At 59.0% G+C, this 22,472-nt stretch carries 18 protein-coding genes and 2 pseudogenes; 16 read left to right on the top strand and 4 right to left on the bottom strand.

Translation table 11 applies throughout. From position 1 onward, the window contains the following. Positions 1 to 36: 36 nt before the first annotated feature. The 6 genes and pseudogenes from AC1DFB_RS16205 (at position 37) to AC1DFB_RS16230 (ending at position 9,465) form a co-directional block, all read left to right on the top strand. Positions 37 to 1,044 carry an AAA family ATPase gene (locus AC1DFB_RS16205; RefSeq protein ID WP_170394959.1) on the top strand — a complete coding sequence of 336 codons (1,008 nt, stop codon included), beginning with the start codon at positions 37 to 39 and terminating at the stop codon, positions 1,042 to 1,044. Beyond that, positions 1,041 to 1,916, top strand: coding sequence for a DUF58 domain-containing protein (locus AC1DFB_RS16210; protein WP_170408573.1), 876 nt, complete (start codon positions 1,041 to 1,043; stop codon positions 1,914 to 1,916). The genes AC1DFB_RS16205 and AC1DFB_RS16210 overlap by 4 nt, the downstream gene beginning before the upstream one ends. Continuing rightward, a pseudogene (locus AC1DFB_RS16215) lies at positions 1,913 to 4,674 on the top strand (DUF4159 domain-containing protein). The gene AC1DFB_RS16210 and the pseudogene AC1DFB_RS16215 overlap by 4 nt, the downstream one beginning before the upstream one ends. Continuing rightward, positions 4,671 to 6,713 (top strand): hypothetical protein, encoded by a 2,043-nt coding sequence (locus AC1DFB_RS16220; RefSeq protein ID WP_480591611.1) that lies wholly within the window; start codon positions 4,671 to 4,673, stop codon positions 6,711 to 6,713. The pseudogene AC1DFB_RS16215 and the gene AC1DFB_RS16220 overlap by 4 nt, the downstream one beginning before the upstream one ends. Positions 6,714 to 6,780: 67 nt before the next feature. Beyond that, positions 6,781 to 8,994: a response regulator gene (locus AC1DFB_RS16225; RefSeq protein ID WP_480921672.1), complete on the top strand. Its 2,214-nt coding sequence runs from the start codon at positions 6,781 to 6,783 to the stop codon at positions 8,992 to 8,994. Between the two features lie 9 nt (positions 8,995 to 9,003). After that, the gene (locus AC1DFB_RS16230; protein WP_170733948.1) at positions 9,004 to 9,465 is read left to right on the top strand and encodes a VOC family protein; all 462 of its coding nucleotides are present in this window, start codon (positions 9,004 to 9,006) and stop codon (positions 9,463 to 9,465) included. Here the strand turns inward: AC1DFB_RS16230 and yaaA are convergent. The 3 genes from yaaA to AC1DFB_RS16245 all read right to left on the bottom strand — a co-directional run bounded on the left by yaaA (position 9,456) and on the right by AC1DFB_RS16245 (position 12,665). Next, on the bottom strand, positions 9,456 to 10,226 hold the full coding sequence (gene yaaA, locus AC1DFB_RS16235) for a peroxide stress protein YaaA (protein WP_480921673.1): 771 nt from the start codon (positions 10,224 to 10,226) through the stop codon (positions 9,456 to 9,458). The two genes, AC1DFB_RS16230 and yaaA, sit on opposite strands and share 10 nt — an antisense overlap. 33 nt (positions 10,227 to 10,259) lie before the next feature. Continuing rightward, on the bottom strand, positions 10,260 to 12,299 hold the full coding sequence (recQ, locus tag AC1DFB_RS16240; RefSeq protein WP_480921674.1) for a DNA helicase RecQ: 2,040 nt from the start codon (positions 12,297 to 12,299) through the stop codon (positions 10,260 to 10,262). A gap of 78 nt (positions 12,300 to 12,377) precedes the next feature. After that, positions 12,378 to 12,665 (bottom strand): YggT family protein, encoded by a 288-nt coding sequence (locus AC1DFB_RS16245; RefSeq protein ID WP_170394943.1) that lies wholly within the window; start codon positions 12,663 to 12,665, stop codon positions 12,378 to 12,380. Positions 12,666 to 12,798: 133 nt separating this feature from the next. On the opposite strand from AC1DFB_RS16245, the gene AC1DFB_RS16250 reads away from it, so the two are divergent. From AC1DFB_RS16250 to smpB, 10 genes and pseudogenes are all read left to right on the top strand, one after another. Then, positions 12,799 to 14,166, top strand: coding sequence for an MFS transporter (locus AC1DFB_RS16250; protein ID WP_170802638.1), 1,368 nt, complete (start codon positions 12,799 to 12,801; stop codon positions 14,164 to 14,166). Continuing rightward, positions 14,163 to 15,025: pseudogene (mepA, locus tag AC1DFB_RS16255) on the top strand (penicillin-insensitive murein endopeptidase). Before AC1DFB_RS16250 ends, mepA begins: the two are co-directional and overlap by 4 nt. Continuing rightward, positions 14,998 to 15,882 carry an esterase-like activity of phytase family protein gene (locus AC1DFB_RS16260; protein WP_170664308.1) on the top strand — a complete coding sequence of 295 codons (885 nt, stop codon included), beginning with the start codon at positions 14,998 to 15,000 and terminating at the stop codon, positions 15,880 to 15,882. Before mepA ends, AC1DFB_RS16260 begins: the two are co-directional and overlap by 28 nt. Before the next feature lie 91 nt (positions 15,883 to 15,973). Continuing rightward, positions 15,974 to 16,621, top strand: coding sequence for a queuosine precursor transporter (locus tag AC1DFB_RS16265; protein WP_170514144.1), 648 nt, complete (start codon positions 15,974 to 15,976; stop codon positions 16,619 to 16,621). A gap of 263 nt (positions 16,622 to 16,884) precedes the next feature. Further along, entirely contained in the window at positions 16,885 to 17,304 is a 420-nt protein-coding gene (gene arfB / locus AC1DFB_RS16270) for an alternative ribosome rescue aminoacyl-tRNA hydrolase ArfB (RefSeq protein ID WP_170566874.1), read from the top strand. A 60-nt stretch (positions 17,305 to 17,364) separates the two neighbouring features. After that, on the top strand, positions 17,365 to 18,111 hold the full coding sequence (locus tag AC1DFB_RS16275) for an SDR family oxidoreductase (protein WP_170408563.1): 747 nt from the start codon (positions 17,365 to 17,367) through the stop codon (positions 18,109 to 18,111). Positions 18,112 to 18,193: 82 nt separating this feature from the next. Then, complete coding sequence (locus tag AC1DFB_RS16280) at positions 18,194 to 19,207, top strand: P1 family peptidase (protein ID WP_480921675.1); 1,014 nt, start codon at positions 18,194 to 18,196, stop codon at positions 19,205 to 19,207. Positions 19,208 to 19,319: 112 nt separating this feature from the next. Further along, the gene (locus AC1DFB_RS16285; RefSeq protein ID WP_170394920.1) at positions 19,320 to 19,733 is read left to right on the top strand and encodes a c-type cytochrome; all 414 of its coding nucleotides are present in this window, start codon (positions 19,320 to 19,322) and stop codon (positions 19,731 to 19,733) included. 144 nt (positions 19,734 to 19,877) lie between these two features. Next, positions 19,878 to 20,420 (top strand): isopentenyl-diphosphate Delta-isomerase, encoded by a 543-nt coding sequence (idi, locus tag AC1DFB_RS16290; RefSeq protein ID WP_170394917.1) that lies wholly within the window; start codon positions 19,878 to 19,880, stop codon positions 20,418 to 20,420. A 44-nt stretch (positions 20,421 to 20,464) separates the two neighbouring features. Continuing rightward, the gene (gene smpB / locus AC1DFB_RS16295) at positions 20,465 to 20,947 is read left to right on the top strand and encodes an SsrA-binding protein SmpB (protein ID WP_480921676.1); all 483 of its coding nucleotides are present in this window, start codon (positions 20,465 to 20,467) and stop codon (positions 20,945 to 20,947) included. Here the strand turns inward: smpB and glpK are convergent. Next, complete coding sequence (gene glpK, locus AC1DFB_RS16300) at positions 20,944 to 22,422, bottom strand: glycerol kinase GlpK (protein ID WP_170626739.1); 1,479 nt, start codon at positions 22,420 to 22,422, stop codon at positions 20,944 to 20,946. The genes smpB and glpK overlap by 4 nt on opposite strands. Positions 22,423 to 22,472 lie beyond the last annotated feature (50 nt).

A 22,472-nucleotide genomic window follows, 5' to 3' on the forward strand; every position in this document is an offset into this window, starting at 1 on the left:
ACACTTCAATCATAACAGTCCACGGAAGGGAACCTCATGTCCGAACCTGCCGACCTCGTGTCCGAGATCGAAGCGCTGGAAAACAAGCTGCAAGAGGCCAAATCCTCGATCACCCGCCGCTTTATCGGGCAGGAGAAGGTCGTGGACCTGACCCTGACCGCGCTTTTGTGCGGCGGTCACGCGCTGCTGATCGGTCTGCCGGGGCTGGGCAAGACGCGGTTGGTCGAGACGCTTTCGACCGTGATGGGCCTGCATGGCAACCGCATCCAGTTCACGCCGGACCTGATGCCTGCTGATATTCTGGGCTCGGAAGTGCTGGATACTGCCGAAGATGGCAGCCGCCATTTCCGCTTCATCTCCGGCCCGATTTTCTGTGAGTTGCTGATGGCGGATGAGATCAACCGTGCCAGTCCCCGGACTCAATCGGCACTGTTGCAGGCGATGCAAGAGCGTACGGTGACAGTCGCGGGCGAAGACCGCGAATTGGGCGTACCGTTCCATGTGCTGGCAACGCAGAACCCGATTGAGCAGGAAGGGACCTATCCATTGCCCGAAGCTCAACTGGACCGGTTTCTAGTGCAGGTCGACGTGGAATATCCGGATCGCCAGACCGAGCGTGATATTCTGCTGGCTACCACGGGTGTTGAGGAAGCCGAGGCGCATCAGATTTTCACCAAAGAAGAATTGCTGGCTGCACAGGTTCTGTTGCGCCGGATGCCTGTAGGAGAGTCGGTTGTCGAACTGATCCTCGATCTGGTCCGCGCCTTCCGCCCGGATGAGGCAGGTGTGTCAGAGCGGGTGAAGGAAACTGTTGCCTGGGGTCCCGGACCGCGCGCTGCGCAGGCTCTGATGATGACCGTGCGCGCAAATGCGATGCTGGAAGGCCGTTTGGCCCCCAATGCCGAGGATGTTTTGACCATGGCCCGTCCGGTTCTCAGCCACCGTATGGCGTTGAACTTCGCGGCGCGGGCACGTGGTGACAGCCTCTCTGACCTGATTGAGTCCACCGCTACTGGGCTGGTCCGAACTGAGGCCGCGGCGTGAGCGCCGCCCAGACCCTACGCGAACGCTCCGAGGCCGAGGCGTCCCGGTTGCCGCCGTTATTGGCGCGTGCCGAGCATCTGGCCGGAACCGTGTTATTGGGCGATCACGGGCGGAGACGCTCGGGTCTGGGGGATGATTTCTGGCAGTACCGCCCTGCGCAGATTGGCGACAGTCGCCGGTTGATCGACCATCGCCGTTCGGCCCGTGGTGATCAGCAGTTTGTACGTGAGCGCGAATGGCAGATTGCTCAGTCGATCATGCTTTGGGTCGATCAGGGCGCGTCGATGCGGTTTGCTTCGGACAAGAACTTGCCGACCAAGGCCGATCGTGCGCGCCTGCTGGGGCTGTCGACCGCTATCCTGCTTGTGCGTGGCGGCGAGCGCGTTGGTCTGACTGGCACGACGCTGCCCCCGCGCAGGGGGAATGCTCAGATCATTCGGCTGGCCCAAGCCTGGTCTGAAGATGCGCAAACCGATTACGCGCCACCCGAACACCGCGCCATGATCCCGCATGCGCGTGCGGTGTTTATCTCGGATTTTCTTGGGCCGCTGGACGAGGTCGAGCTGGCCCTTACCAAAGCCGCTGACCGGGGCGTGCGCGGCGTGTTGCTGCAGGTTCTGGACCCCAGCGAGGAGTCCTTTCCCTATTCGGGACGTACCATTTTTGAAAGTGTTGGTGGCACCGCTCGACATGAAACCTTGAAGGCCGCTGATTTGCGCGATCGTTATCTGGATCGCTTAGCGGCGCGCAAGGATGCGCTGACCCACCTGTGCCGCGCGACTGGCTGGCAGATGGGCCTCCATCACACCGATGACAGCGCTCAATCGGCTCTGTTGTGGCTTTATCGCGCCTTGGATGGGGGTGCGCAATGACGGTTCTTGCAGGAATCGGATTTACCGCGCCTTGGGTGCTGCTGGGTCTTCTGACCCTTCCGATTTTGTGGTTGATCCTGCGTGCCGTCCCACCTGCACCGATCCGACGTCTTTTCCCGGCGGTCACCTTGCTGCTGGGATTGAAGGATGATGAAAGCGTTTCGGACCGTACACCATGGTGGTTGCTGCTACTGCGGATGCTGGCAGCCGCAGCGATCATCATCGGGCTGGCAGGGCCGGTGCTGAACCCCTCACGCGATGAGACCGGATCCGGGCCCCTTCTGCTGGTGCTGGATGCAAGCTGGGGGGCGCGACACGTTGGTCCTCGACGCTTGATCAGATTGATGCGCAATTGACGGAAGCCGGGCGGGCGGGTCGTCCTGTGTCGATCTTGCGTCTGACTGAGCCTGAGGCACCTGTGTTTCAGGCCGCCGAGGCGTGGCGTGGGCGTCTGCCGGGCCTTACACCGATGCCGTGGCAACCAACCCAAGCGCAGATTGACCAAACTCTGATCGCGTTGGGACAGGTCGAAGGTGGCTTCGACACCCATTGGTTCAGCGACCGTCTGTCCTATGTCGGCCATGATCGTTTGACTTCTGCCCTACAAGCGCGTGGGGACGTGATTGTCTACCAATCCTCTGCACCCGTTACCGCGATCTTGCCCGCCACCTATCAGGACGGCGCAATCCGACTCAGCGTACAGCGCGCTAATCCAGGACCAGAGGAAACAGTCACCGTTCTGGCGCAAGGACGCGACCCGGCAGGAGCAATGCGGGTGCTGCAATCGACCAATCTTGAGTTCGAAAACGGCTCTACGCAGGCGGAAATTGATCTTGCGCTTCCATCGGAACTGCGCGCACGCTTTACACGGTTCGAGATTCAAGGCCAGCGCTCTGCCGGTGCCATTACACTGACAGATGACAGCCTGCGTCGGCGCGAAGTGGCGTTGATCGCAGGCACCCTGAACCGCGAAGGGTTAGAGTTACTGTCGCCGCTTCACTACCTGACACAGGTGCTGATTCCGACCGCTGATTTTGTCGAAGGCGGCCTGGCCGAGGTTCTCCCCGCGAACCCGGATGTGATCGTATTGGCGGATGTGGCCAAGCTGTCCGAGTCGGAACAGGCTGAAGTCGTCGAATGGGTTGAACAGGGCGGCCTACTGCTGCGCTTTGCCGGCCCACGCATGGCCGCCAGCGATCTGGGGCGCGATACTGAGGATGCACTGTTGCCGGTTCGACTTCGTAGCGGTGGCCGCTCGGTCGGCGGCGCCATGAGCTGGGGTGAAGCGAAGGGGCTTGCTCCGTTCACTGAAAACTCGCCGTTCTATGGGTTGGAGATTCCTGCGGACGTCTCTGTGACCACTCAAGTCATGGCACAACCAGATCCTAATTTGGCGGATCGGGTCATTGCGTCACTGTCGGATGGCACACCATTGGTGACCCGAAAACCGCTGGGGCTGGGGCAGGTGGTTCTGTTCCATGTCACGGCTGATGCGGAATGGTCCAGCCTGCCGCTGTCCGGGCTGTTTGTCGAAATGCTCGACCGGCTTGCCGTTGCCTCTGCTGCCAAATCGCGTCAAGAGGCTCAGATGCAGGGCACCGTATGGGAGCCGATTCAAATAATGGATGGCTTCGGTGTTTTGACTGACGCAGGAACGCTGCCCGGTGTCGATGGAGTCGAACTGGTTTCTGGGCAAATCGGGCCGGACCTGCGCCCGGGGCTTTATGAAAACGGCAAGCAGAAACTGGCGCGGAATGTTCTTGCCGAGGATGCTGTACTATCCCCGGTGGTCTGGCCGACTGACGTCCCAATCCGGGGTCAGGAGATCAGCAATGAGACTCCGTTGGAAGGGCTGTTGCTTGGCGTTGCACTGTTGTTGCTGACAATCGATGTGATTGCGTCTTTGGCGTTGTCGGGGCGTTTGGCCAAGGCAACCCCTGTTGCATTTGCGCTTGCTGCCCTGTTCCTTGCCCCCGAGGTGCGGGCACAGACCCCTGAAGACACCGATTTTGCATTGAACGCGACGCATGAGCTTGTGCTGGCCCATGTACTTACCGGGAATGCTCAGGTCGACGATATCGCGCTGGCCGGGCTGCGTGGGTTGGTGCAGACGCTGCATTTTCGCACTTCGGTCGAACCCGCCGACCCGATTGGCATCGACCTTGAACGTGATGAGCTTGCATTCTTTCCGCTGCTCTATTGGCCTGTTACTCCGGACCAGCCGCAGCCCTCGGTTGAAGCCTATGCAAAGCTGAACGCCTATCTGCGTTCGGGCGGGATGATTTTATTTGATACGCGCGACGCCGATATCGCCGGTTTCGGGGCGTCCAGCCCCAATGGGCGCAAGCTGCAACTACTGGCCGCCCCGTTGAATATCCCCTCATTAGAGCCTGTCCCGCGTGATCATGTCCTGACCCGCGCCTTTTATCTGCTGCAGGATTTCCCCGGACGATATTCTGGCACCGAGGTTTGGGTCGAAGCCGCGCCACCCGATGCCGAGCAGATCGAAGGAATGCCCTTCCGAAACCTCAACGATAACGTGACCCCGGTGGTGATCGGCGGTAATGACTGGGCCGGGGCCTGGGCGGTGGATCGCAACGGTCAGTCCCTATTGCCCGTGGGTCGCGGTTATGCCGGAGAACGGCAGCGCGAGTTGGCCAATCGGTTTGGGGTTAATCTGGTGATGCATGTGCTGACCGGGAATTACAAATCCGATCAGGTTCACGTGCCCGCGCTTTTGGACAGGTTGGGACAATGACCGGAACCGTCATCTTTGACCCGCTAATCCCTTGGCCGTTTCTGGCAGCCGTGGCATTGATTGCCATGTCAGGTGTGGTTCTGGCGCTTTGGCGCGGTCTGTCGGGCTGGGCCCTGCGCGGCTTGGCGGCCTTGGTCATCCTCGGGGCGCTTAGCGGTCCTGTCTATCAGGTCGAAGATCGCGCGCCGCTTACCGACATCGTGTTGATGATCGAAGATGAAAGCGCCAGTCAAACCCTATCGGATCGTGCCGAACAGACTGCTCAGGCTGCCAACGACCTCGCGACCGAGATCGAAGCCCGAGACAATACCGAGCTGCGCCGCATCCAGGTTGGTGACGGCGATGGTGACGAGGGCACGCAGGTCATGGCTGCGCTGAACGCGGCACTGGCCGAAGAACCCCGTGCGCGGATTGCGGGCATTATCGTGGTGTCAGACGGCATCGTTCATGATGCAGACCTGGCACCCGACCTGCCTGCTCCAATGCATCTGTTACAGACCGGGCGCGAAGGCGATTGGGATCGGCGCCTGATCGTGCGTAACGCCCCAGCCTTCGCCATTATCGGTGAACCCGTGACCCTGACCCTGCGCGTCGAAGATACTGGCGCTGCGCCTGCTGGAGTTACTAACGCTCCGCTTGAGATTTCCGTCGATGGAGGTGAACCCGAGCAGTTCACCATTCCAATCGGTCTGGACGTCGAGCTCCCGATCACGCTGCCGCATGGTGGTCGGAACGTCATCCAGTTCACGGTCCCGCAGGCCGAGGGCGAACTGACCGACCGCAACAACACGGCTCTGATCCAGATGAACGGTGTGCGGGATCGCCTGCGTGTTCTGCTGGTATCGGGCGAGCCGCATCCGGGCGGGCGTACTTGGCGCAACCTGCTGAAATCTGACAGCTCGGTTGATTTGGTCCATTTCACCATCCTCCGGCCGCCGGAAAAACAGGATGGCGTACCGGTGGATGAGCTCTCACTGATTGCCTTCCCAACGCGAGAGTTGTTTCTGGAGAAGATCAATGATTTCGACCTGATCATCTTTGATCGCTACAAGCGGCGCGGCATCCTGCCTGCGATCTATCTGGACAATGTTGGCGACTATATCGTCAATGGTGGCGCGGTGCTGGTCGCTGCTGGCCCTGATTTTGCCACGGCTGACAGCCTGTACCGATCCCCGCTTGGGCCGGTCCTGCCCGCAAAACCCAGTGCGCGGGTTTACGAGGAACGGTACGTGCCCATGGTCACCGATCTGGGCCAGCGTCATCCGGTTACCGCTGATCTGGGCGATGCTGAGACTTGGGGCGCTTGGCTGCGCCAGATCGATGTCAGCCAGCTGTCCGGCAATATGCTCATGACCGGCGTGGATGATCGTCCGTTGCTGCTGTTGGATCGCGTGGGTGAAGGCCGTGTGGCGCTGATGGCATCAGACCACGCCTGGCTATGGAGCCGCGGCTTTGAGGGCGGTGGCCCGCAGTTGGAACTACTCCGCAGGCTGGCGCATTGGATGATGAAAGAACCCGAGCTTGAGGAAGAGGCGCTGTGGGCCGAAGCGAACGGCCAGTCCATGCGTATTATCCGTCAAACGCTGGAGGATGAGGTTGGCCCGGTCACCGTCACCCTCCCCAACGGCGACACCTTGGAGATTACGCTAAACGAAGTCTCGCCCGGTCGGTTCGAGGCGCAGTACTTCGGCCCTGAAATTGGCCTGTACCGTCTGGAAGAGGGTGCGCATTCTGCCGTGATCGGTCTTGGTCCTGCTGCACCAAAGGAATTCGAGCGCACGATCGCGACCGATGAGATTCTAAGCCCCGTTCTGGCCAGCCTGCGCGGGGGAACGATCCGGTTGGAAGAGGGTCTGCCCTCAATCCGGAATGTCCGTGCGGGCCGACCGGCAGCAGGTCGGGGCTGGATCGGACTGACCCCGCGCGACGCCTATGAAACCCGCGATGTTACACAGGCCGGGTTGCTTCCACCCTGGCTGGTGCTGTTGCTGGCCGGTGGGTTCCTCTTGGCCGGTTGGTTGCGCGAGGGACGTCGCTAACGCTGCTTAAGCACTTTTTCATGCTCTACCGCGATGCTTTGAGCAGATTACCGCGGGAAAACTTTACATGAGTCTTGCTGAGAAACTGGCGCAGGAACGGCGCGCGCGACTGGCGGCCGAACGGCTGTTGCATCTGAAACAGGCCGAGTTGTCTGCTGCCAACCGCAAATTGGGACGTCATGCTATCGCATTGACACGTCAGATCGATGAGACTCAGGCCGAGGTTGCGACGGTTCGCGATGAAAACGAAAAGGTCAAATCCGATCTGACCGTGGCCAATGCCAAGATCGAAGTGGCTGAACGCCGCCTGTGGCATTCGATCCAGACCATCCCTGACGGGTTTGCCTTTTTCGACGGCAACAACACACTGATCGGTGCCAACGCCGCTTACCTAAGCGTATTCGATGGGCTGGAAGAGGTCGCGCCGGGGATCAGCTACACGCGTATTCTCGAAATTCTGACCCATGAAGGGATCGTGGATATCGGCGCAGAAAATATCGCGGACTGGCAGGCGCGTATGCTTGCACGCTGGGTGCAACCGCACCCCGAACCCGAGGTGATCCAGTTGTGGAACGGCCAGTATATCCGGCTGATTGATCAGCGGGGCCACGGCGGTGACGTGCTGAGCCTGGCGTTGAACATCACAGCCTCGGTCCGGCATGAGGCCGAGCTAAACGCTGCACGTGAACGGGCCGAGGCCGCAAACCGCGCCAAATCCGCCTTTCTGGCCAATATGAGCCATGAGATTCGCACGCCGATGAACGGGATCGTCGGTATGACCGAACTGCTGACCGAAACCCCGATGAACGAAGAACAAAGGCTCTATGTAAGCACAATTCGCAATTCGGGCGAGGCTTTGCTGGTCATCATCAACGATGTTCTCGACTATTCCAAGATCGAGGCCGACAAGTTGACGCTGCACCCCGAACTGTTCGATTTGGAGCGCTGTATCCTTGAGGTCGCGATGCTGTTGCAACCCAGCGTACGCGACAAGGGCCTGACCTTGCTGGTGGACTATGACCTGTTCCTGCCGACGCTTTTTGTGGGTGATCCGGGGCGGATTCGGCAGATTCTGACCAACCTTGTCGGCAATGCAGTGAAGTTTACCGCGCAGGGCCATGTCCTTATCCGGGTGACCGGTGTTCCTGACGCGACAACTGAAACCTGCGACATCCACGTGGCCATCGAGGATACGGGTATCGGAATCAAAGCCGACAAGGTCCCGCACATCTTTGGTGAATTCAATCAGGTTGAGGATGCCCAGAACCGCCAATTCGAAGGCACGGGTTTGGGGCTGGCAATCACCAAGCGGCTGATCTCGATGATGGGCGGTGCCGTCTGGGTCGAAAGTGACGCGGGCAAAGGATCTTGCTTTGGGTTCCGTATCACACTGCCCACGGCTGAGGGTCCGCAGCCCGTTCCGCCTGATCTGGCGGGGCAGTTGGGCCGTGTTCTGGTGGTCGAGGATATGGCCGTCAACCGCGCCATTTTGACCAAGCAACTGAGTCGCCTTGGGTCTCAGGCGCTCACCTGTTCAACAGGGGCTGAAGCGCTTTCTGCAATGGACAAAACTATTGATCTGGTGCTGTGCGATCACGATCTGCCGGACATGGACGGTCTGGAACTCGCCACAACACTGCGCGATAAAGGATGGGGTGATCTGCCAATTGTGGTGATGTCGGCCAATCCGGGTGTGATTCATGCCGACCCGGCCCATCGCTTGATTGACGGCGTGTTGCAAAAGCCCATTCCTCGCGCCGAGCTGTATTCACGGCTGATGGCGCTGGGTGCTCCTGTATTCAAATCGGATCGCAGTGACGACCGCGTCGCTGATCCCGAGACTCATGCGCGAGTTCCGCAGAATCAGAGGCTGATGCGGGTTCTGGCAGCCGAGGACAATCGAACCAATCAACTGATCCTACAAAAGATGACCAAAGATCTGAATATCGATTTGAAATTCGTCTCCAATGGGTTGGAGGCGGTCGAAACCTTCGCCAGTTTCGACCCGGACCTGATTTTCATGGATATCTCGATGCCCAAGATGGATGGGAAAGAGGCGACGGGTGAAATCCGGCGGCGCGAGATCGGCACGGATCGACATGTTCCCATAGTGGCCCTGACGGCCCATGCCATGACAGGGGATGATCAAGGCATACTGGCAGCCGGGCTTGATCATTACATGACCAAACCGTTGCACAAGAAACTGATCCACAAGATGATACTGGAACATCGTCCGGCCGAAGCCTGTGTGGTCGGTGCAGAAGGTGAAAGTACGGAATAGGATCGATTTATGTCAGATGAGCGCGGTTTTCGCCCCCGGGGATTGGGTGAGATTGCAATTCGCTGCGCCGATATGGCGGCAATGGTGTATTTCTATGAGAAGGTGATCGGGTTGCAGCGATTGCAAGGCGACCATAACAGCGCCATCACCTTTTTTCGGATTGCCGAAGGGTTTGGTGGACATACACAGGTGCTGGCCCTGTTTCACCAGTCTGTTGGCTCTGAGCGTGGATCGGGCCAGACTGGCGCGGCAGTGCCAGTAACAGGGGGCGCCTCGGCCCTGCACCATATCGCGCTGTCGCTGCCCTTTGTCGAACAGGATGCTGTCATGCGCTGGTACGACCAGATCGACCAGCCTTATCGGGTCGAGCATTTTGGCTGGATCGGCTGGCGCGGTATCTTCACCCAAGACCCCGAAGGGAACACCGTTGAGCTTGTAGCCTACGACCCTTCACTGCTCGATCAGGCCTGATAGGGGCGAACAAACACAGGTTTGTAGTCGTCAGACAGATCTGCCCTGTATTCATAACCACCGCTGTCGAAATCCAGCAGGCCAATGGGATCGGTCAGGCGGTGCTGGATGATGTAGCGTGCCATCGCACCGCGCGCTTTCTTGGCGAAGAAGCTGACGATCTTGGGGGTGCCGCCCTTGTCCTCCATGAAGACCGGGGTCACAACGGGCAGCTTCAGTGCCTTCAGGTCGACCGCACCGAAGTATTCCTGACTGGCGCAGTTCACCAGAACCGTGCTGTCAGTTTCGGCGGCCTGCGCGTTCAGCACCTTGCTTAGCTGATCGCGCCAATATTCGTACAGGTTTTTTCCGCGTCTGGTTTTCAGTTTACTACCCATCTCAAGCCGGTAGGCCTGTATGGCATCCAGCGGGCGCAATACGCCATAAAGCCCGGACAGAATGCGCAGGTGATCCTGTGCCCAGGCCATTTCGTCGGCATCCAGCGATGCGGCTTCAAGCCCTTGATAGGTATCGCCCGCAAAAGCCAGTGCGGCAGGGCGCGTCGTCTCCGCATCGGGCGCGTCCGAGAACATACGATACCGGTCGCGGTTCAGGCGAGCTAGATCATCGCTCAGATCCATCAATTTTTTCAGATCGCCCAATGTCAGATTGCGTGCGGTCTTCGACAAGCGGATCGCGTCATCCTGAAAATCGGGTTGTGTCACTTCGACGTTTCGTTCAGCCCAATCCAGCCGCTTGGCCGGGGAAATCACTACCAGCATATCCGCCCTCGTTTCTCGCCTGCTCAGGCGTATCTAGCCCGCCTGTTGCAGCACGTCCAGAAACGCCGCGCCAAACCTTTCGTGACGACGGTCACCCAGAACCTGCTCCATCGCTCGTGGATCATCCGGGTGCAGTTGCGCCACTTTCGCCAATTGCGAGGCCGTGCAGCTTAGCGGTTTGTCGATCCCGTCGGGGCCACGCGACAATTGCGATTGAACCTCAAGCAACTGATCGTAAATGTCGCCCTGATTGCGGCCGGCAAGTTTGCGCCGCGCCGGGTGCAATTCTTCTACCGCGCCGGTCAGCACCTCAAGGAAAGTGGAACCATAGCGTTCCAGTTTCTTTGACCCGATACCGCTGATCCGCGCCATGTCATCCAGATTTGCAGGTCGGGTTTCTGCCATCTCGATTAGGGTGCGATCAGGAAAAATGACATAAGCCGGGACCCGAGCGGCCTCGGCCAGTGCGCGCCGCTTGGCCTTGAGCGCCGAGAGCAGCGGCGCGTCTTCCTCGGACACCATCGCTTTGACAGCGGGTCGTCGGGTGGCTTTGCGGATGGTATCCTTGCGCAGATCGATCAACGCCTCACCTTTCAGGATGGGTTTGGCGGTTTCTGTCATACGCAGCGCGCCGTGGCGTTCAGGGTCGGGGCGCACCAAATCATGGCCCATCATCTGCCGGAAGATCGCTTGCCATTGTGGGCGCGACCAGTCCTTGCCGATGCCGTAGGTGGACAGATTGTCGTGTCGCCGTGCGCGAATTTTATCAGTCTCGTTGGCAAGCAGAATGTCGATCAGATGACCTGCGCCGAACCATTCCTCGGTGCGTAGAATGGCGGACAGAGCCATGCGGACGGGCGTTGTGCCGTCGAAGACTTCAGGCGGGTTGTCGCAGAGATCGCACTTGTCGCAGGGTTCAGCCTGTTCCCCAAAATACCCCAGCAGGGTCTGGCGGCGGCATTTCAGGGCTTCGGCCAACCCCAGCAGCGCGTTAAGGCGCGCATGATCAGCCATGCGCCGTTCATGTGGGGCCAGCCCTTCGTCGATCTGTGAGCGTCTCAGACGGATATCATCTGGCCCGAACAGGGTCAGGGTCTCGGCTGGTCCACCATCGCGTCCGGCGCGACCGATTTCTTGATAATAGGCCTCGATCGATTTCGGCAAATCCGCATGGGCGACCCAGCGGATGTCCGGCTTGTCGATACCCATGCCAAAGGCGACCGTAGCGACGACAATCAGCCCGTCCTCGCGCGCAAAGCGAGCTTCCACGATGCGGCGATCCTCGGCCTCCATCCCGCCGTGATAGTGGCAGGCCGTGTGACCTTCGGCGCGCAGGGCTTGCGCCAGCACCTCGGTCTTGTTGCGGGTCCCGCAATAGACGATGCCGGACTGGGTTTTGCGCGCGGCAGCGAAATCGAGGATCTGTTTGCGCGGTCCATCCTTGGCGGCAAAAGCCAGATGGATATTGGGCCTGTCGAACCCCCGCAGGAATTTGCGCGGCGCGACACCGTCGAACAGTTTTTCGACGATCTCGTCCTGCGTTTCCGCATCCGCTGTCGCGGTGAACGCGGCGAGGGGAACATTCAAAGCGCGCCGCAGCTCTCCGATCCGCAGATAATCAGGGCGGAAATCGTGGCCCCATTGGCTGACACAATGGGCTTCATCCACCGCGATCAGATTGACGTTAATCCTACGCAGCATCCCCAGCGCCGACCCGGCGGCCAGTCGCTCGGGCGCCATATACAGAAGCTTGAGCCGCCCAGCCTCTAATGCGTCCCACACCGCATCAGTTTCTTCGGGGGTGTTGCCCGAGGTGAGCGCGCCCGCCTCGACACCGGCTTCCTGCAGCCCACGCACCTGATCGCGCATCAAGGCGATCAGCGGAGAGATCACAACAGTCACGCCGTCTCGCAGCAACGCAGGTAATTGGAAACATAAGGACTTGCCCCCACCAGTGGGCATGATCGCCAGCACGTTTTCACCTGCGGTCACGGCGTCGACGATCTCTTCCTGACCGGGGCGGAAGTCGTCGAATCCGAAAACGTCTCGCAACAAGGGTGCGGAGTCGAACATGCGACGGAGGGTCCTGTTTTATGGTTTATCTGCTCTTAAGACAGGACCATCACATACTAAGATTCGGTGAACAAGAGGTCAGTAGAAATAGACCGCGTTGTTGATCAGGATGATCCGCAACGCATAGACCCCGATCAGCACCACCAGAGGGGTCAGATCCAGACCGCCCATGGCGGGCAGAATGCGGCGAATGGGGCCGTAGATCGGCTCTAACAAACGGTTCAGTCCGTACCAGATTTGCGCCACCAGTTGCTGGTGCAGGTTCAGCACCTGGAAGTTGATCAGCCAGCTCATGATCACATGGGCAAGGATGATGAACCAGACAATGTCCAGGATCAGCAGAAGGATTTGGATCAGCGACAGCATGGGCACTCCGTTCGTCAATTGTCCTGAGACCTAAGCGTCACAGCCGCAAAGAGCAAGTGCGCCCCAACAGAACGCTTGCGAATTGACCCAAAGCCCCGTCTTATGATCGCAACAATAATAATATGGGGCAGAGATGGCGGAGATTTCCAAGCGTAAGCGCATCTGGGGCTGGTGGTTTTTCGACTGGGCCAGCCAGCCGTTCCATACATTGCTGGTGACCTTTGTCTTTGGCCCCTATTTCGCCGGGGTGGCGGCTCAATACTATGCGAATACCGGATTAGACACCGATGCTGCGGCGGCGCAGGCGCAGACCGTCTGGGCGAATTGCCTGACCATAACTGGGCTGATCATCGCGTTCGGAGCGCCCCTGTTGGGCGCGATGGCGGATGTTTCGGGTCGGCGCATCCCGTGGATTCTCGGGTTTTCGGTGATGTACGCGGTGGGGTCTGCCGCGTTGTGGTACACGATGCCCGATGGCTCGAACATGTGGTTGATGCTGTCGGCTTTTGGTCTGGGCTTTGTGGGCGCAGAATATGCACTGATCTTCATCAACTCTCAGCTGCCCGATCTGGGTGACGATAGAGAAGTGGGCGAGATTTCAGGTTCGGGCTTCGCCTTCGGCTATTTCGGAGGCCTGCTGTCGCTGGCCATCATGCTGGCGCTGTTTGTTGAACAGCCCAACGGCAAGACCTTGATTGGTATGGATCCGTTGTTCGGGCTGGATGCGGCAACGCGTGAAGGGACGCGGTTTGTCGGCCCCTTCACCGCTGGATGGTTCGTGTTGTTCATGGTGCCGTATTTCCTGTGGGTTCGGGATGATCCTGAGACCAACAAACAGGGTAGCGTGGGTGAGGCGCTGCGCTTGCTGGGCAAGTCCGTGGCGGCTTTGCGTCACCGGGTCAGTCTGGCGACCTATCTGGGGTCTTCTATGTTCTATCGCGACGCGCTGAACGGGCTATACAGTTTCGGAGGCGTCTATGCACGGCTGGTGCTTGAATGGGATTTGATCAAGATCGGCGTGTTCGGAATTGTCAGCGTTCTGGCCTCGGCCATCTTTGCCTGGATCGGAGGCAAGATGGATCGTAAATACGGCCCTAAACCGGTGATATTGGTTGCGATTTGGGTTCTGATCTTTGTCTGCGTAACGGTTGTATCGATGGATCGAACACAGATCTACGGAATTTCATTGCCCTTAGGCTCGGGTCTGCCGGACATGGCGTTCTTCGGGTGCGGAGTTCTGATCGGCGGCATGGGAGGTATTCTGCAATCCGCCAGCCGTTCAATGATGGTACGCCATACTGATCCCGCCACCCCGGTCGAGAGTTTTGGGCTGTACGGGCTTTCGGGTCGGGCGACCGCCTTTGCAGCGCCGCTATTGATCGGAATAGCAACAGCAGCAACCGGTAGTGCAAGACTGGGGGTGTCACCGATCATTCTGTTGTTTATTCTGGGCCTAGTCCTGATGCGCTGGGTGAAACCGGAAGGGGATCAGAGCAGATGATTTTACTACGTTTTTTGGCCGTTCTGGCCGCAATAGCACTGGCAGGCGCGGCCACGGCACAGCCCTTGGCCAAACAGTTATTCGGAGCCCAGAAGGTTGGGTCGCAGCAAAAATCTGCCGCATTCGGCAGTTATTCGCGCGGGTGCGCCGCCGGGTCGGTGCAACTCCCTGAAACCGGGCCAACTTGGCAAGCCATGCGCCTGTCGCGCAATCGCAATTGGGGGCATCCTCAGGCGATCGACTATGTGCAGGATCTCAGCCGGTTTGCCGCGAAACAACCGGGGTGGAATGGTCTCTATATCGGGGATATCAGCCAACCGCGGGGGGGCCGATGACCTCGGGCCATCGTTCGCACCAGTTGGGTTTGGATATCGATATCTGGATGCTGCCGGGCGATAACATGCGCCTAAGCCGCAAAGCACGCGAGAATATCTCGTCTATATCCTTGCGCCGCGCGAACGGCGCGTATGTAAACGGCAACTGGACCAAGCAGCACCATGCGGTATTGCGCGAAGCCGCTAAGGACAAGCGCGTTGCCCGGATCTTCGTATTCCCGGGTGCAAAGGTGCAGATGTGCAATGACGAGAAGGGCAATAAAGCCTACTTGCGCAAGATCCGGCCGTGGTGGGGACATCACTATCATTTCCACGTGCGGCTGAAATGCCCGAAAGGATCGAAAGGTTGTGTAAATCAGGACCCGCCTCCCAAGGGTGATGGTTGCGCCGAAGCGCAGCAATGGGTGCGCAATATTCTGAACCCACCGCCACCTGATCCAAATGCGCCAGCACCGAAAAAGCGTCGTGAGTTTCGTCTGGCTGATCTACCCCAGCAATGTACCGCCGTTCTGCAATCCAACTGATCACGGCGCTTCTGCTGGCAGGGACTGTTCAGGCGATGGAGCTTAAGCAGGCTTCGCTGCTGGACAGCTATGTCTGGCGCGACAACGCCAACTGGTTCGGTGGATTTTCGGCGATTCATATCTCCGAAAACGGGCGTAACATGGTCGCTATCAGTGACCGGTCAACACTGATCACCGCGCGAATTGAACGAGATCAAGATACGATCAGAAACATCCAAATCCTTGACCAGTGGCCGATTCTGTCCAGCAAAGGCCGTATCTTGAAGGGGAGGGCAGGGGATTCCGAAGGGCTCGCCGTTGCTGCAGATGGCAGCGTTTACGTCTCGTTCGAAGGCGTTCACCGAGTCGTGCATTACACTGCCCCCGACGCCAATGGACGGGTTCTGCCGCGCCCGCGAGAGTTCCTGAATATGGACCTCAACGGCTCATTTGAAGCGCTGGCGATAGATGGTCGCGGGCGGTTGTATACGCTGACCGAAAAGACCCGCACTGTTCGGGGCGATATACCGGTCTATCGCTGGGATGGCGCACGCTGGTCAGCGCCTTTTGTGCTGCCGCCCCGTGGAAAGTTCCTACCGGTTGCAGCGGATTTCGGGCCCGACGGGAGGCTCTATGTGTTAGAGCGTGCAGTGGCTTTCATCGGCTTCCGCTCACGCCTGCGACGCTGGGTGATCTCTGGCGACGTGCCCAAGGCCGAAGAAACGCTGTTTGAAACCGCTACCGGGACCCATGATAATCTGGAAGGTCTTTCGGTCTGGCGCGATCAGGACGGGCGGTTGCGCGCAACCATGGTATCGGACGACAATTTTCGTTCCTTGCAACGTACCGAGCTGGTGGAATATTTGCTGCCCGATTGACAGGCGGCAGACAAAGGTCTAAACGCACGGCCTGCCTCGGGATGAGCCTGAGGCCAAGTCGCCGCTACCTTGTCAAAACGGGCATCTGAAAATGCAACGCAGCTTTATTCCCGGCATCCTTGCCATGGCCTCGATCGTCGTGGCCTCAAACATCCTGGTCCAGTTCCTGATCCTTGACGGCCTGTTGACCTGGGGTGCCTTCACCTATCCGTTGGCCTTTCTGGTCACGGACATCATGAACCGTGTCTACGGCGTGGGTCCGGCCCGCAAGGTCGTATTCGCCGGTTTTGTCACCGGTATCATCTGCTCGCTGATCGGCAGCCAGATCATGCTGCAGGGTGACGGGTTTACCTATGCAGCCGTACCGCTGCGCATTGCTGTGGCTTCGGGCACCGCCTTCCTGATTGCGCAATTGACCGACGTCACTGTGTTCAACTCACTGCGTGGTGGCCGCTGGTGGCGCGCACCGCTGGTGTCGACACTGGTTGGCTCGGCGCTGGACACCGCGATCTTCTTTACCCTTGCGTTCTCGGCCTCAGTTACCGTCTTTGGTGCCAATGCAGATTCAGCGATCAACTGGGCGTGGGAGCCTGTGCCGTTTATGCTAAGCGGCCCGATGGCCCCGCTCTGGGTAACGCTGGCCTTCGCCGACTGGCTGGTGAAACTGTCGCTGGCGCTAATCGCCCTGATTCCCTTCAAGGTGATTGTTGCCCGTTTGACCGCCGCGCAGCCTGCATAAAAAAGTGCTTTGAGATTGGCGCATCTTGTGTCAGGCTCAGAGTTAACCGCAACAGATAGAAAAGGAGGTGATCCAGTGTCGAGAAAGAGATTGGAGAGAGGTGTTGGAACAACCGGGGGGATCGCCTGTTAAGGCAGCCCTTGGCGGAGCGCTCGCTCCGGCTGGTCGATTGATCTAACCGACCCAACCTCCTGAACTTTCGAAGGGCCGTCCCGCCGGGGCGGCCCTTTTTGTTTTCAACTGCGCCCTGTAAGGTCCGATCCATGTTGCGCATCACCGACGATATCGCCCTGCAAGACTGGGAAATGACCGAAAGCTTCGTGCGGTCCTCTGGTCCGGGTGGGCAGAACGTCAACAAGGTCTCCACCGCCGTTGAGCTGCGGTTCGAGGCCGCGCGCTCACCCTCCTTGCCTGATCCGGTCAAGACACGTCTGAAACGGCTGGCCGGACGTCGCTGGACCAAGGACGGCGCGATCATCATTCAATGTGAAGAAACACGTTCTCAGGCCCGCAACCGCGAGATTGCGCGTGACCGGTTGGCCGAGTTGATCACGCGCGCACTGGTCAAACCCAAGCGTAGGATCGCGACCAAACCTACGTACGGTTCGGTCAAAAGGCGGTTGGCGGCAAAGAAAGCCCGCGCGGATGTCAAAGCCCTGCGAGGCAAAGTGTCCGAAGATTGATCTGGCAGTTTCGCTGCACGTTGCTACTCTGCCGGTGCAAGACGCAGGGGAGGTAAAGCCATGAGGCTTGAGGGAAAAACCGCCATCGTAACCGGCGGCGCATCCGGGTTCGGCGCAGGGATTGTGCAAAAATTCTTGGCCGAAGGTGCCCGCGTGATGATCGCAGATATCAATGGCGAAGCGGCTTCCAACATGGCGTCTGCGGTCGGCACGAATGCCATCGCACAGCGCGTTGACGTCTCGGATGCGGCATCGGTTCAGGCCATGGCACATGCGGTGTCGGAAGAATTCGGAAAGCTTGATATTCTGGTGAATAATGCGGGCGTGACGCACTTGCCGGCCCCACTTGAGGACGTCGATGACGATGAATTCGACCGCGTCTTCGCCGTGAACATGAAATCCGTTTACCTGACCGCGCGCGCCTTTGTTCCGCAGATGAAGGCACGTGGCGCGGGGGCGATCCTGAACGTGGCCTCAACAGCAGGCCTATCGCCGCGGCCCAATCTGAACTGGTACAACGCCTCCAAAGGCTGGATGATCACCGCGACCAAGACGATGGCCGTCGAACTTGCCCCTTCGGGCGTGCGCGTCAACGCGATCTGCCCGGTGGCGGGTGAAACCCCGCTGCTGAAATCCTTCATGGGTGAAGACACCCCGGAAATCCGCGCCAAATTCCTGTCGACGATCCCGCTTGGTCGCTTCTCAACCCCCGAAGATATGGCAAACGCCGCCTGTTTCCTCTGCTCGGACGAGGCCAGCATGATCACCGGCACAGCCCTGGAAGTGGACGGAGGCCGATGCATCTGATCCGCCCTTCATCTGGCCATAAATATCTCCGCCGGAGGCAGCGCGCGCCAGCGCGATTTCCGGCCCAGTGTGCGAGACGAAAATGAACCCCGGACCCAGAAACCTGATCACTGATGTCGCTGGCCTCAAGGTTGGCAATGCGCACGATGATACGCTTAAATCAGGCACAACTGTCCTGACGGCGGACGACCCGTTCACAGCTTCGGTTCATGTGATGGGCGGCGCCCCCGGCACGCGTGAGACCGACCTTCTGGCGGTCGACAAAACTGTTGATCGGGTCGACGCGATTGCTTTGTCCGGCGGCTCGGCCTTTGGACTGGATGCGTGCTCGGGCGTTTCAGACGCATTGCGCGCTCAGGGGCGCGGATTTCAGGTCGGTTCGGCCGTCGTGCCCATCGTGCCGGGCGCGATTCTGTTCGATCTACTCAATGGTGGAGATAAGAACTGGACCGAAAATCCTTATCGCGATCTGGGGAAGTCTGCGTATCTCACCGCCTCACCAGAATTTGAACTGGGCTCGGTGGGGGCTGGTACCGGCGCATTGGCCGCGATGCACAAGGGTGGCTTAGGCTCGGCTTCGTTAAAGCTTGAGGGTGGCGTAACCGTCGGTGCGCTGGTTGCGGCCAATCCGCTTGGCAGCGTAACCACACCGGGTGATCGGCATTTTTGGGCTGCGCCGTTTGAGATCGATGACGAGTTCGGTGGATTGGGGCCAGACCCGGCCTCGGGCCTTGGTTCCTTTCTTGTCAGCCGCAAGGCGCAAATGATGCATTCTGTTCCGCCAGATCGCGCAAACACCACGATTGCTATAGTTGCAACTGATGCAGCGCTGACCAAACCGCAATGCCAGCGTCTGGCGGTAGCAGCCCATGACGGCATCGCCCGCGCCATCGTGCCTGCGCACACGCCTGGCGATGGAGATCTGGTATTCGGTCTCAGCACCGGCGCGCGCACGGTTGGCCCCGAGGCGATGGCGATGATCGGCCATGCCGCCTCGATCTGTCTTGCGCGCGCGATTGCACGGGCTATCTATCTGGCTTCCCCCCGCGCTGGCGACCTGCTGCCCTGCTGGTCGCAGTTACATGACTTCGGTTAAGTACGACACCGATCGCCTGTGACACAGTGCCGTCGCGCGGCAATCTGCGCGTTGACTCTCTGCTGTGCCAGCGATCCATTCGGTGCAGCCAATTCATATCGGAGCAAAAGCTATGAATCGTATCCTTGCCACCGCAATTGCCGGTCTGCTGGCCCTTCCTGTCTATGCAGAAGGTGATGCCGAAGCGGGTAAGAAGACCTTCAACAAATGCAAATCCTGTCACATGATTGCTGACCCTGCGGGTGAAGTTATCGTTAAGGGCGGTAAGACGGGTCCGAACCTGTACGGAATCGCAGGCCGCACCGCCGGCACTGAAGAAGGCTTCAGATACGGCGACAGCATCGTGGCCGCGGGCGAAAATGGGCTGGTCTGGGATGAAGAGACTTTCGTGGCCTACGCCCAAGACCCCAAAGCATTCTTGAAAGACTATTTGGGGGAAACCTCGGCCAAGTCGAAAATGACCTTCAAGCTGAAGAAGGGCGCCGAAGACGTTTACGCCTATATCGTGAGCGTTTCGGGAGAGTAACTCCGCCAACAGGTTTACAGACGAACTTCGAAATGCCGCAGCCCCTGCGGCCTTTCGTGCGATTGATTGACATTGTAATCAGCGCCACTTTGGGGAAAACCGGTAAGGCCATGTGCACCGGAGATCGCCAACAGGAGACGACAGATGGGAATCTTGATCCCGGCTTGGGTTGAGGGCGAACTGACACCCGTCGACAAGCTGGAGGCGCATGAAAAGGGGCTGCGACACAAGGCTGTGTCCGTGTTTGCCGTGCGCGGGACCGAGATATTGCTGCAACGCCGGGCGATGGGCAAATACCACACGCCGGGTCTATGGGCGAATACCTGTTGTACGCATCCGGATTGGGACGAAAGCGCTTCGCATTGTGCCGTCCGGCGCCTGCGCGAAGAATTGGGCATCACCGGACTTTACCCCGAATACCGGCATCGATTGGAGTATCACGCCGATGTCGGCAACGGAATGGTCGAGAACGAGGTGGTCGACGTCTTTCTGGCCCATGTGCGTGGAGCCTTGAAAATCGAGCCTAACCCGGAAGAAGTGATGGATATCCGCTGGGTCGATTACCACGATCTGCTGGCCGAGGTGAAGCGGCACCCCGACCGTTTTACCCCGTGGCTCAAGATTTATCTGCACAATCACGCTGACACGATATTTGGACCTGACCTGATAATCTCGGCCAATTCGTAACCCTGCCTTGCAAGGCGGACGCAAGCGGCCTAAATCAACGCGTCATGGCCAAGCAGAAGCAGAATACTGACCCGAATTACAAAGTGATCGCCGAAAACCGGCGTGCGCGCTTCGATTATGCGATCGAAGACGATCTCGAATGCGGTATTGTCCTGGAAGGGTCCGAGGTCAAATCCCTGCGTGCCGGTGGGTCGAACATTGCTGAAAGCTATGCGTCGGTTGATGACGGAGAGCTATGGCTAATCAACAGCTATATCGCGCCCTATGAGCAGGCCAAGGTCTTCAAACATGAAGAACGCCGCCGCCGTAAACTGCTGGTGTCACGCAAGGAACTGTCGAACCTGTGGAACGCGACCCAACGCAAAGGCATGACGCTGGTGCCGCTGGTGCTTTATTTTAATCACGAGGGTCGGGCGAAGCTGAAGATCGGCATCGCCAAAGGTAAGAAGCTGCACGACAAGCGCGAAACGCAGGCCAAGCGCGACTGGTCACGGCAGAAACAGCGCTTGATGAAGGACCACAGTTAGAACGCCATGGCCGCCTGAACCGCGCGTTGCCAGCGTGCATAGGCCGCGTCTCGGTCAGCTACGGGTTTTGCAGGCTCAAACCGCCGGTCCAGATCCCAGGTTTCGGCGAATCCGGCCTGATCCGGGTAGACACCCGCTTTCATGCCCGCCAGCCATGCGGCACCAAGCGCGGTGGTTTCCTGCATCACCGGGCGGTCGACCGGGGCGCCCAGAATGTCGGAAAGCCCCTGCATGGCCCAGTCCGAGGCGCTCATTCCGCCGTCGACGCGCAGGATCACGTCAGTCTCTGCGCCCCAATCGCCCTGCATGGCGTGCCACAGGTCGCGGGTCTGGAACGCGATGCTTTCCAGCGTGGCGCGCGTGATTTCGGCGCGGCCTGAATTGCGAGTCAGGCCAAAGATTGCGCCCCGGCAATCGGGTTTCCAATAAGGCGCGCCCAGCCCAGTAAAGGCAGGGACGAGAACAACGTGCTGGTTCGGATCAGCTTTGGCGGCCAGTTCACCGCTTTGCGGTGCGGTTTCGATGATTTGCAACGCATCGCGCAGCCATTGCACCGCCGCACCGGCAATGAAAATCGAGCCTTCAAGCGCATAGGTTTTCTGCCCGTCCAACTGATAGGCAATTGTCGTTAGCAGCCGGTTTTTCGATTCAACTGGCTGCGTACCGGTGTTGAGTAGTGCGAAACAGCCCGTGCCATAGGTGGATTTCATCATGCCCGGCTGGAAACAGGCCTGTCCGATGGTGGCAGCTTGCTGATCCCCCGCCACGCCGAGAATTGGAATATTACCGCTAAACAGGGAGGTCGATCCGAAGTCTGCGGCGCAATCGCGCACGTCGGGCAACAAAGCTTGGGGGATGTCCAGCAAGTCGCAGATCTCGGTACTCCATTCCCCTTTGTGAATATCGAATAGCAATGTGCGGGCCGCATTGGTGGCGTCGGTGGCGTGCACGCGCCCTTCTGTCAGTCGCCAGATCAGGAAGGTATCGATTGTGCCGAACAGCAGCTCTCCGGCGGCGGCACGGTCGCGTGCGCCGGGGACGGTATCAAGCAACCATTTGACCTTGGTGCCTGAAAAATAAGGATCTAGCAGCAGACCGGTCTGGGCAGTTACGTCATCCTCGCATCCCGCTTTGCGAAGACGCTCGCAAATCTCAGCGGTGCGACGGTCCTGCCAGACGATTGCGTTGTGAATGGGGGCCCCAGTGGCGCGATCCCAGATGACAGTGGTTTCGCGTTGATTGGTAATCCCGATACCAGCGATCTGTGCCGCGGATACACCTGTCGTTTGCATCACTTCACGGCAAACCGTCAGAACGCTGTCCCATATCTCCTCGGCATCATGCTCAACCCAGCCTTCCTGTGGGAAATGCTGTGTAAACTCGTGCTGCGCAGTGCCGACGCGCTGCATTTGCGCGTCAAACAGGATTGCACGAGACGATGTGGTGCCCTGATCGATTGCCAGAATATAGGTCATTCCTGCGCCCCTCCCGCTTTGGTTTTGCAGGACTTTAGCGCAAACACAAC

The sequence above is a fragment of the Ruegeria sp. S84 genome, assembly GCF_056583445.1.